Origin of the sequence: Pseudomonas sp. J380 (assembly GCF_009827115.1) — a bacterium.
In the GTDB taxonomy this organism is placed as follows: Bacteria; Pseudomonadota; Gammaproteobacteria; order Pseudomonadales; family Pseudomonadaceae; genus Aquipseudomonas; species Aquipseudomonas paracarnis.
Genome location: NZ_CP043060.1, coordinates 2,131,970 through 2,144,800, shown reverse-complemented (window position 1 = coordinate 2,144,800; position 12,831 = coordinate 2,131,970). Strand labels below are relative to the sequence as shown.

General features: G+C 59.9%; 12 protein-coding genes. 5 read left to right on the top strand and 7 right to left on the bottom strand.

The window, feature by feature from the left end; genetic code table 11:
* Nucleotides 1-62: 62 nt before the first annotated feature.
* From FXO12_RS09525 to FXO12_RS09510, 4 genes are all read right to left on the bottom strand, one after another.
* Entirely contained in the window at nucleotides 63-458 is a 396-nt protein-coding gene (locus FXO12_RS09525; RefSeq protein WP_054898630.1) for a PIN domain-containing protein, read from the bottom strand.
* On the bottom strand, nucleotides 455-712 hold the full coding sequence (locus FXO12_RS09520) for an AbrB/MazE/SpoVT family DNA-binding domain-containing protein (protein ID WP_032892812.1): 258 nt from the start codon (nucleotides 710-712) through the stop codon (nucleotides 455-457). The genes FXO12_RS09525 and FXO12_RS09520 overlap by 4 nt, the downstream gene beginning before the upstream one ends.
* 172 nt (nucleotides 713-884) lie before the next feature.
* Nucleotides 885-2,258, bottom strand: a complete 1,374-nt coding sequence (gene ppnN, locus FXO12_RS09515) for a nucleotide 5'-monophosphate nucleosidase PpnN (protein ID WP_032892811.1) — start codon at nucleotides 2,256-2,258, stop codon at nucleotides 885-887.
* A gap of 148 nt (nucleotides 2,259-2,406) precedes the next feature.
* Nucleotides 2,407-3,231 carry an aspartyl/asparaginyl beta-hydroxylase domain-containing protein gene (locus FXO12_RS09510; protein WP_032900476.1) on the bottom strand — a complete coding sequence of 275 codons (825 nt, stop codon included), beginning with the start codon at nucleotides 3,229-3,231 and terminating at the stop codon, nucleotides 2,407-2,409.
* 276 nt (nucleotides 3,232-3,507) lie between these two features.
* Between FXO12_RS09510 and fabV the strand changes: the two genes are divergently transcribed.
* Both fabV and FXO12_RS09500 read left to right on the top strand, forming a co-directional pair.
* On the top strand, nucleotides 3,508-4,701 hold the full coding sequence (fabV, locus tag FXO12_RS09505) for an enoyl-ACP reductase FabV (RefSeq protein WP_032902674.1): 1,194 nt from the start codon (nucleotides 3,508-3,510) through the stop codon (nucleotides 4,699-4,701).
* A gap of 305 nt (nucleotides 4,702-5,006) precedes the next feature.
* On the top strand, nucleotides 5,007-5,630 hold the full coding sequence (locus FXO12_RS09500; protein ID WP_057975708.1) for an HAD family phosphatase: 624 nt from the start codon (nucleotides 5,007-5,009) through the stop codon (nucleotides 5,628-5,630).
* On the opposite strand, the gene FXO12_RS09495 is transcribed toward FXO12_RS09500, so the two are convergent.
* Entirely contained in the window at nucleotides 5,627-6,532 is a 906-nt protein-coding gene (locus FXO12_RS09495) for a LysR family transcriptional regulator (RefSeq protein WP_054898628.1), read from the bottom strand. The genes FXO12_RS09500 and FXO12_RS09495 overlap by 4 nt on opposite strands.
* A gap of 102 nt (nucleotides 6,533-6,634) precedes the next feature.
* Here FXO12_RS09495 and FXO12_RS09490 point away from each other — a divergent pair, with 102 nt between their 5' ends.
* A complete protein-coding gene (locus FXO12_RS09490; RefSeq protein WP_057975709.1) occupies nucleotides 6,635-7,804 on the top strand; it encodes an aspartate aminotransferase family protein in 1,170 nt (389 codons plus the stop codon).
* Nucleotides 7,805-7,940: 136 nt separating this feature from the next.
* Here the strand turns inward: FXO12_RS09490 and punR are convergent, their stop codons facing one another.
* A complete protein-coding gene (punR, locus tag FXO12_RS09485; RefSeq protein WP_057975710.1) occupies nucleotides 7,941-8,855 on the bottom strand; it encodes a DNA-binding transcriptional activator PunR in 915 nt (304 codons plus the stop codon).
* A gap of 122 nt (nucleotides 8,856-8,977) precedes the next feature.
* Here punR and punC point away from each other — a divergent pair, with 122 nt between their 5' ends.
* Nucleotides 8,978-10,162 (top strand): purine nucleoside transporter PunC, encoded by a 1,185-nt coding sequence (punC, locus tag FXO12_RS09480; RefSeq protein ID WP_057975711.1) that lies wholly within the window; start codon nucleotides 8,978-8,980, stop codon nucleotides 10,160-10,162.
* Between the two features lie 138 nt (nucleotides 10,163-10,300).
* On the opposite strand, the gene FXO12_RS09475 is transcribed toward punC, so the two are convergent.
* The gene (locus FXO12_RS09475; RefSeq protein ID WP_057975712.1) at nucleotides 10,301-11,134 is read right to left on the bottom strand and encodes a hypothetical protein; all 834 of its coding nucleotides are present in this window, start codon (nucleotides 11,132-11,134) and stop codon (nucleotides 10,301-10,303) included.
* Nucleotides 11,135-11,291: 157 nt separating this feature from the next.
* Between FXO12_RS09475 and FXO12_RS09470 the strand changes: the two genes are divergently transcribed.
* Nucleotides 11,292-12,794: a nucleobase:cation symporter-2 family protein gene (locus FXO12_RS09470; protein ID WP_032892803.1), complete on the top strand. Its 1,503-nt coding sequence runs from the start codon at nucleotides 11,292-11,294 to the stop codon at nucleotides 12,792-12,794.
* Nucleotides 12,795-12,831 lie beyond the last annotated feature (37 nt).

Genomic DNA, 12,831 nt, shown 5'->3' with positions numbered 1-12,831 from the left:
GGTTGCACGCGGTGCCTGTGATTTTTTCGGGAGCAAGCTCGCTCCTACACAAACAAAGCGGGCTAGCCGAGCCGTTTCATTCCCGCTGCCTTGGCCGCGTTCAGATCAAAGGTGGCGGTGTACTCGCATCCCGCCGCATGGCCACAGCGTTCAACCAGGCAGTCGGCAAAGTCGGCTTTGCCTGCGCTGAACTTGCGCAATGCCTGCCAGATGATATCGGCGTGCTCGACGGTCAGTTCCCGCGTGTGCAACAAGGTTTCCAACACCATCACCACCTCGCTTTTGGCCGACTGGTAGCAGGACTGCAACACCCACACCAGCTCCGTAAGCGTCACCAGACTGACAAAGCCTGGCGAGGTGGCGGTGAGCGATTCGATGAGCTGGGACGCCTTGGCTGATTGAACCGGGTCGTCCTGGGTCACGTAACGCACCAGCACGTTGGTATCCAGGCCGATCATCCAGCTGTTGCTCCCTGGGCCGCGATGGCGCGGTTCATGTCTTCGATAGACACGGCATGGGCAGGCTTGCGGATCAAACCCTTGAGGTCCTTGACGGTTTTGCTCGCGGCAATCATGGAAAACTTGCCGTCTTCCATTTCGACGAATTCCACCCGGTCGCCTGTTTCCAGGCCCAGGGCTGTCCTGACCTGGACTGGGATGGTGATTTGCCCTTTTGAAGTGAGTGTGGCGGTGGCCATAGTGAAGATCTCCATCGTGATATTCCTTACCTTAAGGTAAGGAATGACGGAGGACAATATCCGTTGGTCCATAGGTCGCTCGCTGAGGTGAATGAGTCGGAATAGTAAAACCCTAGTCCGAACTCTTGTTCCTCACACGCGTTGCTATGTCCCAAACGAATACAAACTATGACCGACCGCCGCTGGCTTATTGCACCACGCGATAGCACGGCACATACGCGGCTCCGCCCGGCAGTTTCATGCGGTGCTGGGCCACGAACGCCTTCAACAATTCATCCAACGGTTTCATGATCGCCGGGTCGCCGTGAATCTCATACGGGCCGTTCTCCTCGATCAGGCGAATACCCTTGTCTTTGACGTTACCCGCCACGATCCCCGAGAACGCACGGCGCAGGTTGGCCGCCAGTTCATGGGCCGGCAGCGCGTGGTTGAGTTGCAGGCTGGCCATGTTTTCGTGGGTGGGGTCGAACGGGCGCTGGAAGCCTTCGTCGATCTTCAGCAGCCAGTTGAAGTGGAACGCGTCGTTACGCTCGCGGCGGAATTGCTTCACCGCCTTGAGGCCGGTGGTCATCTGGCGGGCCACTTCAGCCGGGTCGTCGATGATGATCTGGTAATGCTTCTGCGCCGCTTCGCCCAAGGTGGCGCCGACGAACGCGTGCAATTGTTCCAGGTAAGGCGCGGCATGTTTCGGCCCGGTGAGCACCACCGGGAACGGCAGGTCGCGGTTGTCCGGGTGCATGAGGATGCCGAGCAGGTACAGGAACTCCTCGGCCGTGCCTGCGCCGCCGGGGAAGATGATGATGCCGTGGCCCACACGCACGAAGGCTTCCAGGCGCTTTTCGATGTCCGGCAAAATCACCAGCTCGTTGACGATGGGGTTCGGCGCTTCGGCAGCGATGATGCCTGGTTCGGTCAAGCCCAGGTAACGGCCATTGGTGATGCGCTGCTTGGCGTGGGAAATGGTTGCGCCCTTCATCGGGCCTTTCATCACGCCGGGGCCGCAACCGGTGCACACGTCGAGGCTGCGCAGGCCCAGTTCGTGCCCGACTTTCTTGGTGTATTTGTATTCTTCGGTGTTGATCGAATGGCCGCCCCAGCACACCACGATCTTCGGCTCGACACCCGGGCGCAGCGTACGGGCGTTACGCAGCAGGTGGAACACGTAATCGGTGATGCCTTGGGAGTTGCTCAGGTCGATACGCTGGCTATCCAGCTCGTTCTCGGTGTAGACGATGTCGCGCAGGGCGCTGAACAGCATTTCGCGGGTGCTGGCAATCATTTCGCCATCGACGAAGGCATCGGCGGGGGCGTTGAGTAGTTCCAGGCGTACGCCGCGGTCCTGCTGGTGAATACGCACTTCAAAGTCTTTGTAGGCGTCGAGGATGGTCTTGGCGTTGTCGATATGCGCGCCGGTATTGAGAATCGCCAGGGCGCATTGGCGGAACAGGGTGTAGATGCTGCCGGTACCGGCTTCGCTCAGTTGCTGCACTTCACGTTGGGACAGGGTTTCGAGGCTGCCCTTGGGGCTGACGGAGGCGTTGATGACTTGACGTTGGGGCATTCTGATTCCTTGAAAGCATAGCCACCGCGCCCGCTAGGGGGCGATGGCTTGAGAATGGTGAGCGCCAATTAAGGTCGCACGAGACGGTTATTTACCTCAGGCGCAAGGCCCAGCGCAAATGCCGTCCAACACCATCATGCCGCAGAACTTACTGAATCAGCTTCCAGTTTTTGTAGAAAACCCGACGCAGGGTAAAGACCAGGCCGGCAAACCCTGCGATCACGGCGTTGAGCACCGAGGGCAGCAGGGTCGGGCGCACAATATCAATGAACAGGCAGTAGCGTTTGGCGTCGTTTTTGTTGAAGGAGGCGTGCATCAGCGTGTCATCGAAGATAAACAGCGGGTCGTCGTGCCAGTAGTGCTTGTGCTTGCCCACCTGGATGTACACGCCCTCATGGTGCGGTGCCGGCGCCATGTTGTAGAGCACACGGAACATCATGCGCAGGGGGCCGAAGTGGAACGAGGTCGAGCGGTTCTCGTTGAACACCGAGACGCCGATGGTTTTCACGAACGGCAGTTTCTTGCGCAGCTGCGGGATATCCAGGGTGGTTTCGATCGGGCGACCGTACCACTGGAAGAACAACATGCCGCGTTTCTTCTCGGCCATGCGCTCGTCCAGGTAGCTGATGATTTCATCCTTGCGGGCCATGGCGTCGTCGATCACCTGTTGCAGGTCTTCGCGCCAAGCCGGTGGCAGGTCGTTCATGGTGTAGACATGCCGGTTGCGGCTGCTGAGCAGGTCGAGCAGGGTGTTGAACGGTGCCAGCACCCAGGTATTACGGCCGTTGCCGATAAAATACTTCTTGATGGTGTCGCGGTCGTACAGGCCGTTACGCAGGAAGTCATAAACGCCGCAGCACACCACCAACAGCAGAAACACCAGGCAACTGCGCGGGAAACAATAGATCAATAGCAGAACGCCGAGTACCCACGCCAGGGACACCAGCTTCTTGCCGACAGCATTTTTGCTCATGAAACGAGGCTCCAAAGCCGAAACATATTGAAACAATCTCGTCATCATAGGGGTTTATGGGGCCGGCAGGCGTTTTTAAATAGGGTGAAATTGTGAAGCTGCTGCACAATTTGTAACCGTTGCCGTGCAGGCTCCGACGTTTTGTGGATTGAATTTTGAGAACAGAAGATTTGCGACTATCGTGACGCTTCGGTTTTTCAGGCGTCATAGACCGGTACGATTGAAGTTGAATGGCCACTATTGGCCTTCGGCACCTTGGAAGAGGCAGAAATTTTTATGATCATCAAACCGCGGGTTCGTGGCTTTATCTGTGTGACCGCTCACCCTGTTGGCTGTGAAGCGAACGTCAAAGAGCAGATCGACTACGTAACCAAAAACGGCGTCATCGAGGGCGGCCCTAAAAAGGTACTGGTCCTCGGTGCCTCCACCGGCTACGGCCTGGCCGCGCGCATCAGTGCTGCGTTTGGCTGTGGCGCCGACACCCTGGGCGTGTTTTTTGAGAAAGAAGGCGAAGAAGGCAAGCTGAGCTCCGCCGGCTGGTACAACAGCGCAGCGTTCGAGAAGTTTGCCGTGGAAAAGGGCCTGTACGCCAAGAGCATCAACGGCGACGCGTTCTCCGACGAGATCAAGCGCCTGACCATCGAGACCATCAAGAAAGACCTGGGCAAGATCGACCTGGTGGTCTATAGCCTGGCTGCGCCACGCCGTACCGACCCGCAAGGCGTGGTGCACAACTCCACCCTCAAGCCAATCGGCAAGGCCGTGACCCTGCGCGGGATCAACACCGACAAGGGCGTGGTGGTCGACACCACGCTTGAGCCTGCGACCCAGGAAGAAATCGACGGTACCGTGAAGGTCATGGGCGGCGAAGACTGGCAGCTGTGGATCGACGCCCTGCGTGACGCCGATGTATTGGCCGAAGGCGCCAAGACCACCGCGTTCACCTATCTCGGTGAGAAGCTGACCCAGGACATCTACTGGAACGGCTCCATCGGCGAAGCCAAGAAAGACCTGGACAAGAAAGTGTTGACCCTGCGCGAGAACCTCGCTGCGCTCAAGGGCGACGCCCGTGTGTCGGTGCTCAAGGCCGTGGTCACCCAGGCCAGCTCGGCGATCCCGATCATGCCGCTGTACCTGTCGCTGCTGTTCAAGGTGATGAAAGAGCAGGGCACCCATGAAGGCTGCATCGAGCAGGTCTACGGCCTGTTCAAGGACAGCCTGTACGGCAGCGAGCCGAAACTCGACGCCGATGGCCGCCTGCGTGCCGACCTGGCCGAGCTGGAACCGAAGGTTCAGGACGCCGTGGCCGCACTGTGGAACCAGGTGACCGACGACAACGTCAACGAGATCAGCGATTTTGCCGGTTACAAGGCTGAATTCCTGCGCTTGTTTGGCTTTGAAGTCGACGGCGTGGATTACGACGCGGATGTGAACCCGACCGTCAAAATCAACGGCCTGATCCAGGCTTAAAACGCGGTCAATAAGGTGGAAACTGGCTTGCCCTGATGCCAGTCAGTTAACGCAAATCCCCTGTGGGAGCGGGCTTGCCCGCGAAGGCGGTGTGTCAGTCGCAGCATCTGAGGCTGTACGACCGCTTTCGCAGGCAAGCCAGCTCCCACATTTGATCTTCGTTGTTTTGAGCATTGCGTTCGCTCAATGAGGCCATGCCTCCTCCCACCTGTCTTTTCAGACACTTCTTACATCTCGGCGGCCGCCTCCCTCTTTCAGATCTGTCAGACTCCAGCAGCTATCAAGCCACGCTAACGGAGGATCTGATGACGATTCGTGCAGTAGTTTTTGATTTCGGCGGTGTCCTGTTCGACTGGAGCCCGCAGCACCTGTACCGCAAGCTGATTGCCGACGACGTCGAGCGCCAGTGGTTCCTCGACACCATCTGTACCCAGGACTGGAACACCGAGCAAGATGCCGGGCGCTCCCTGGCTGAAGCCACCTGCACCCTGGTTGCCCAATACCCCGAACACACGACCCTGATCCAGGCTTATTACGAGCGCTGGCCCGAAATGCTGCGGGCTGAATTACCCGAGGGCGTGGCGATTCTCGAAGCGTTGCATCAGGTTGAGATGCCGCTGTTCGGGCTCACCAACTGGTCATCTGAAACCTTCCCTTACGCCCGGGCCAACTATCCATTCCTGACGCGTTTTCGCGACATTCTGGTGTCCGGCGAGGTGAAGTTGATCAAGCCTGACCCGGCGATCTACCACGCCAGCCTCACCCAGGTGCGTGCGCACCTGCCGGATGTCCAGGCCAGTGAAGTGGTGTTTGTCGACGACGTCGCCGGCAACATCGAGGCTGCCATTGCGTTGGGCTGGCAGGGCATTCATCACGTATCGGCCGAGCGCACCGCTGCGCGTTTGCGTGAGTTGGGCGTGGCGTTCTAGCGCGCCCATTTCTCCATTACAAAGTCGACGAACGCCCGCAGCTTGGGCAGGCGGTAGCGGTCTTGGCGATACATCAGGTGCATGGGGCGGCTGGGCAGTTTATAGGTGGTCAGCAAGGCCACCAGCTTGCCGCTCTCCAGGTCCGGTTGCACCAGGGCATCGGCCAACATGCTGATGCCCATGCCGTTGATGGCGGCCTGGCGCAAGCCTTGGGAGCTGTTGATGGTCAATGAGCCAGACACCGGCACCTCCACTTCACCTTCATCGCCGGTCATGCGCCAGAGTTTATCGGTGTCGCGCCAGTTGTCGTTCGCGGGGTAGGCGAATGCCAGGCAGTCATGCTGCTGCAGGTCATCCGGGGTTTGCGGTGTGCCGCGTCGCGCCAGGTAGGCAGGGGAGGCGCAAAGGGTGAGGGTATAGGCCTGCAGAGGCCGGGCGATCAGGCTGGAGCTTTCCAGTTCGCCGAGACGGATCGCCACGTCAAAACCGCTGTCGACCAGGTCCATGCGCTCATTGCTCATCACCACGTACAGGTCGATAAGTGGGTAGCGCTGGGAAAACTCACTCAAGGCCGGCACCAGGCGTTCGGTGCCGAACACCGGGGGCGCGGTGATGCGCAGGCTGCCTTTGGGGGTTTCGCTGTGGACCTGCTCGGCCAGCAGCTCGGAGTCGGCCACCAGCCCCAGCACTTCCAGGCAGCGCTGATAATACTGCCCGCCAAATTCGGTGAGGTTTTGTTTGCGCGTGGTGCGTTTGAGCAAGCTGACGCCAAGCCGTTGTTCCAGCGCTCGCAGATGGTTGCCCACCATGGTGGTCGAAATCCCGCATTCCTGCGCGGCGGCGGTCATGCTGCCGGTCTCGACGACTTTCACGTACACCGACATTGCCTGGAACAGATCCATTATCAAGCCCTGGTTTAAAGTTATTGCAGCAATTCTGCGTTTATCCAGCGAGGGTGGTTAACCATACTTGATCCACCCCAACGATGCACTGGAGCCGCCACCATGACCGCCGCCTGCCTGATGAGCACTTATCAACCCCTGGCCCTGAGCTTCACCCGCGGCCTGGGCACGCGCCTGTGGGACCAACAGGGCCGCGAATACCTGGACGCCGTGGCCGGCGTGGCGGTGACCAATGTTGGCCATTCCCACCCAAGGTTAGTGGCCGCCATCAGCGAACAGGCCGGCTTGCTGCTGCACACCTCCAACCTCTACAGCATCGACTGGCAACAACAATTGGCCCGGCGCCTGGCCCAGCTGTCCGGGCTGGACCGCGCGTTCTTCAACAATTCCGGCGCCGAGGCCAACGAGACGGCGCTGAAGTTGGCGCGTTTGCATGGCTGGAAAAAAGGCATCGAACAGCCGTTGGTGGTCGTGATGGAGAACGCCTTCCACGGCCGCACGCTAGGCACCATGGCTGCCAGCGACGGGCCTTCGGTGCGCCTGGGGTTCCAGCGATTGCCCGGCGATTTCATCAAGATTGGGTTTGGCGACATGGCGGCTCTGGAGGCGGTCACCGCGCAGTTCGGTACACGCATCGCGGCGGTACTGCTTGAACCAATCCAAGGTGAAAGTGGTGTGTTGGTGGCGCCACCAGGCTACCTGAAAGCCATGCGCGATCACTGCACGCGCCACGGCTGGCTGATGATGCTCGACGAAATCCAGACCGGCATCGGGCGCACCGGCACCTGGTTTGCCTTCCAGCACGAAGGCATCGTGCCGGACGTGATGACCCTGGCCAAAGGCCTGGGAAATGGCGTGCCCATCGGCGCCTGCCTGGCCCGCGCTGGCGTCGCTGAGCTGTTCACCCCCGGCAGCCATGGCAGCACCTTTGGTGGCAACCCGCTGGCGTGTCGCGTCGGGTGTACGGTGCTGGAGATTATCCAGGAGCAAGGCTTGCTGGAAAACGCCGCACGCCAGGGCGAACACTTGCTGGCGCGTTTACGCATGGAGTTGGAGGACCATCCGCAGGTGCGGGCGATTCGTGGCAAGGGCTTGATGATCGGCATTGAACTGGCCAGCCCTTACCGTGACCTGGCCCAACGGGCCGCGCAGGAGCACGGGCTGTTGATCAACGTCACGCGGGGCAAGATCATTCGGCTGTTGCCGCCGCTGACGCTGGAGCGCAAGGAAGTGGAGATGATCGTGCGAGCCATCACCCGCCTACTGGACTGAAAAAGTGCGGAAGGGGGCGATGCTCGTTCCCACGCTCTGCGTGGTAACGCCTCCTGTGACGCTCTGCGTCACGCCTTAAGAGCGGACGCGGAGCGTCCAGGGCAGCATTCCCACGCAGAGCGTGGGAACGATCAGATCAGAGGGAGGGGCCATTCAGCCATTCCTGGTTCATGGTCTTCGTATCGCCCAAGTACTCCAACAACCACGCCATGGCCGGCGACAGTTTGTTCTGCGCCCACGCCACACACGACGGGCTGGCCGGAAATGGCCGGCTCAATTGCAGCGCCACCAACTCCCCGCGCTCGATCCATGGCAACACCTGATGGGCCGGCGCCATCCCTACACACAGGCCATCGCGCAGGCAATCCAGGGCCGACGCCCAGTTGGGCACCACCAGGCGGCGCTGGTTATCCAGGGTCCAGGTGTCGCGCTTGGGCAGGTTGCGGGAGGTGTCGGTCATGCACAACGAGGCAAAGGGGCGCAGTTGGTCATCACTGAGCAAACCTTCCACCGCAGCCAGCGGGTGCCGGGCGCTGACCACGCACAGCCAGTTCAACAGGCCCATGTCGCGGAAGCTGAAGTGGCTGGCCACCGGCACCGCGCTGGTGGCGCCGATCACGATGTCGGTGCGTTCATCGGCCAACGCATCCCACACGCCGTTGTACACCTCGTATTCGAGCAGCAATTCCACTTCGGGAAACTGTCGATAGAAGTCGAGCACCAATTGCCGGCAGCGCTGGGGTTTGACGATGGAGTCCACGGCCACCTTCAATTGGCCGCTCCAACCATTGGCCACCTGTTGGCACAGGCGTCGGGTGCCGAGCATTTTTTTCATCACGCCGCGGGCTTCGTCGATAAACAGGCGGCCGGCAGGGGTCAGTTCCACGTCGCGATGCCGGCGCACAAACAGCGGCACGGCCAACCATTCTTCGAGCTGACGCACGGTGTAGCTGATGGCCGACGGTACGCGGTGCAGTTCCTGGGCGGCGGCGCTGAAGCTGCCGTGACGGGCGACGGCGTCGACTACATCCAGGGAATATTCCGACCACATAGGTACTGCCTTCAAAATTATTGATATGAGTGTCCAATTATTATCGCTTCACACAGATATTGTCAGCCTCATAATGGGCGCCAGTCAGCAAATAGTTTGATGGCAGTATCTACAAGGCTTCGATGAAAAATTCTTTTGGTTTTACCTGGTATCTGGCGGGGCTGAGCATGCTCGGTTATCTCGCCATGGACATGTACTTGCCGGCATTTGGCGCCATGGGCGAGCAGTTGAACATTGGTGCTAGCGCGGTGGGCGCCAGCTTGAGTATTTTCCTTGCCGGCTTTGCGCTGGGGCAGTTGCTGTGGGGGCCGCTCTCGGACCGCCTGGGGCGCAAGCCGATTCTGATCGCGGGCCTGAGCCTGTTTGTGCTCGGTTGCCTGGGCATGTTCTGGGTTCAGAGCGCGCCGCAACTGCTGGCCCTGCGCTTTATGCAGGCGATTGGCGTGTGTGCCGCCGCCGTCAGTTGGCAGGCCTTGGTGATTGATCGCTACCCGGCCGACAAGGCTCACCGCGTCTTCGCCAGCATCATGCCGTTGATGTCGCTATCGCCGGCCCTGGCACCGCTGTTGGGCGCCATGGTGCTGAATCACTTTGGCTGGCAGGCGATCTTCGGCGTGTTGCTGGTGGTGTCGTTGTTGCTGTTGTTGCCGACCTTGTTCCTGCGCAATGTGCCCAAGCGTTCGGAGCACAAGGGCAGCCCGGTGCGCCTGGGGTATGGGCAATTGCTCACTTCTCGGGTGTTTACCGGCAATGTGATGATCTTCGCCGCCTGTTCGGCCAGCTTCTTCGCTTGGCTGACCGCCTCGCCGTTCATCCTCGGTGGCATGGGTTACAGCCCGAATGACATTGGCCTCAGCTACGTGCTGCCGACCCTGGCGTTTCTCGTTGGCGGCTACAGTTGCCGCAGTGCCTTGCAGCGCCTGCCGGGTAAAACCCTGCTGCCGTGGTTGCTGGTCGCCTATTGCTTGAGTATGGTGGCGTTGTACTTGGTGGCTACCTTGAGTGTGCCGACCCTGACCACCTTGTTGATCCCGTTCTGCCTGATGGCGCTGTGCAACGGCGCCAGCTACCCGATTGTGGTGGCGAATGCGCTGATGCCCTTTGCGGAAAATTCCGGCAAGGCGGCGGCCCTGCAAAACACCCTGCAGTTGGGCCTGTGCTTCGTGGCCAGCCTGTTGGTGTCGTCGATGATTGAGCAACCGCTGTTGATCACGGTGATTGTGATGCTGGCGACGGCGCCACTGGCGGTGTTGGGCTATTGGCTGGCACGGCCGAAGGGCAACGCTTCCGAACTGGCCAACGCCTGAGCTGACAATACGATCAAACTGGTAGGAGCGAGCTTGCTCGCGAAAAACGTCAACGATAACGCGGGCTTTCTGAATGAACGCGGCGTCGGTGAGTTTTTCGCGAGCAAGCTCGCTCCTACAAAAAGCCTGCTTCTTCAGTCAGAACGTCACTTCCATGTTCAGCGTCGGTGTTGAGGTGCGGCTACCACGGCCGCCGTCCACCCCGAACTTGTTATGCCAGTACTCATACCCCACCCCCAGATACAGGTTCGGCTTCACGCTTTTACCTGGTCGCACCGCCACCATCAGCGCTGTACGCATCAAGGCCTCCGCTGCCGTATCGCGGCCATGGTAGTCCTCGCCTTTCTCCCCGACGTAATTGATAAACCCCTGGAATTTCGCCGCATGGTTGCCCACCTCGAACGGTCGCATCCAGCTCAGGTTGAGCATGTAGGTAGCGTCGAAGGTGTGGTTCGACTCTTGCGCGCCGGGAATGCCGGTGTGGTTCTTTTCCTTGTAGTACATCAGGCTCAGGTCCAGCACGCCGACAGTGTTGAACTTCAACGTAGGGCCAATCACCAGGGCGCGCTTCTTGGCGGAGGCGAAGTTGTTGTTACGGTTGGCGTCGAAGCCCAGGGTCAGCGCGTAATCCTTGATCAGCCCCGTGCCCGGCGGCAAGTCGAACACGCGTGAGGCATACAGCTGATGCCGGTACACAGCGTACACCTCGCTGCCACCGTGGTCGGTGCCTTTGCGCGGGTCGCTGCTGTCGGACAGGAATACGTCGAGGTTGAGGAAATTGCTGCCGTAACGGTAGCCGCTGGCGTGGGTAAAACTGTAGATGCGCTTGCTGAAGTCGTCGGGGTTGTTCGGGTTGGTGAAGTGCTGCCCGTAGCGGAACCCGACGCTGTTGTTCATCCATTCCACCGCAACAGCCTCCCCGCCGCCGAGAAGGGTCAATGCGACGGTGGCGCCCTGTAGTGCCTTTTTCATTATTTTTGTCCTTTGGCGTTCTGGCTCGTGACGGCCGGATTGTTTTTGTAACGCCGTTGGAGGGTATCTTGTTCGATTGATTGTATACAACTCTATGGACATACAGTCTGAACATTGCATACAGTGAGCGCACAACAAAAACAGAGAACCCCTCACCATGACTATCCCGAAGGCGTCACCGCAGCGGCCCGAAGATGAAAATCTGGGCGTCGCCGCCAACATGGCTTACGGCCTGCAGCATGTGCTCACCATGTATGGCGGCATCGTCGCCGTGCCGTTGATCGTCGGCCAGGCAGCCGGGTTGTCGCCGGCGGATATCGGTCTGCTGATCGCTGCATCGCTGTTTGCCGGTGGCCTGGCCACGCTTTTGCAAACCCTGGGCCTGCCGTTCTTCGGCTGTCAGTTGCCGCTGGTGCAGGGCGTGTCGTTCGCGGGTGTGGCGACCATGGTGGCGATTGTCGGCAGCGACGGTGCCGGTGGTGTGCCAGCGATTCTCGGGGCGGTGATGGCCGCGTCCTTTATCGGTTTGTTGATTACCCCGGTGTTCTCAAGGATCACCAAGTTTTTTCCGCCGCTGGTGACGGGCATTGTGATTACCACCATCGGCCTGACCCTGATGCCTGTAGCGGCGCGCTGGGCCATGGGTGGCAACAGCCGGGCGGCAGATTTTGGCAGCATGTCCAACATCGGCCTGGCCGCGCTGACCCTGGTGCTGGTGCTGCTGCTGAGCAAGATCGGCAGCGCAACCATCTCTCGCTTGTCGATCCTGCTGGCCATGGTGATCGGCACCGTGATCGCGGTGCTGCTCGGCATGGCGGACTTCTCTGGCGTCATGCAGGGGCCGATGTTCGGTTTCCCCACACCCTTTCACTTCGGCATGCCCACCTTCCATGTGGCGGCGATCATTTCCATGTGCATCGTGGTGATGGTGACGCTGGTGGAAACGTCGGCGGACATCCTGGCGGTGGGTGAGATCATCGACACCAAGGTGGACTCCAAGCGCCTGGGCAACGGCCTGCGTGCCGACATGTTGTCGAGCATGTTTGCGCCGATCTTCGGTTCGTTTACCCAGAGCGCATTCGCCCAGAACGTCGGCCTGGTGGCGGTGACAGGGGTCAAGAGTCGGTTTGTGGTGGCCACTGGCGGAGTGTTCCTGGTGGTGCTCGGCCTGTTGCCGTTCATGGGGCGAGTGATCGCGGCCGTGCCCACCTCCGTGTTGGGCGGCGCCGGGATTGTGTTGTTCGGCACAGTGGCGGCCAGTGGGATTCGCACGCTGTCCAAGGTGGATTACCGCAACAACATGAACCTGATCATCGTTGCCACGTCTATCGGCTTCGGCATGATCCCCATCGCCGCGCCGAGCTTCTACGATCAGTTTCCAAGCTGGTTCGCGACCATCTTCCACTCGGGCATCAGCTCGTCGGCAATCATGGCGATATTGCTGAACCTGGCGTTCAACCACTTCACCGCCGGCAACTCGGACCAGCAGTCAGTGTTTGTGGCGGGGACTGAGCGCAGCTTGTGCTTTCGCGACGTGGCTGCGTTGCGCGATGGGGATTACTACCGGGGTGGCAAGTTGTTTGATGCCGAGGGCAAGGAAATTCCCCTGGTAGCAGATACCTCAAAGAAAGCCGCAAAACCCGAAACCACTGAGGTTTAAACAGGTAGGAGCGAGCTTGCTCGCGAAAAACGTCAAC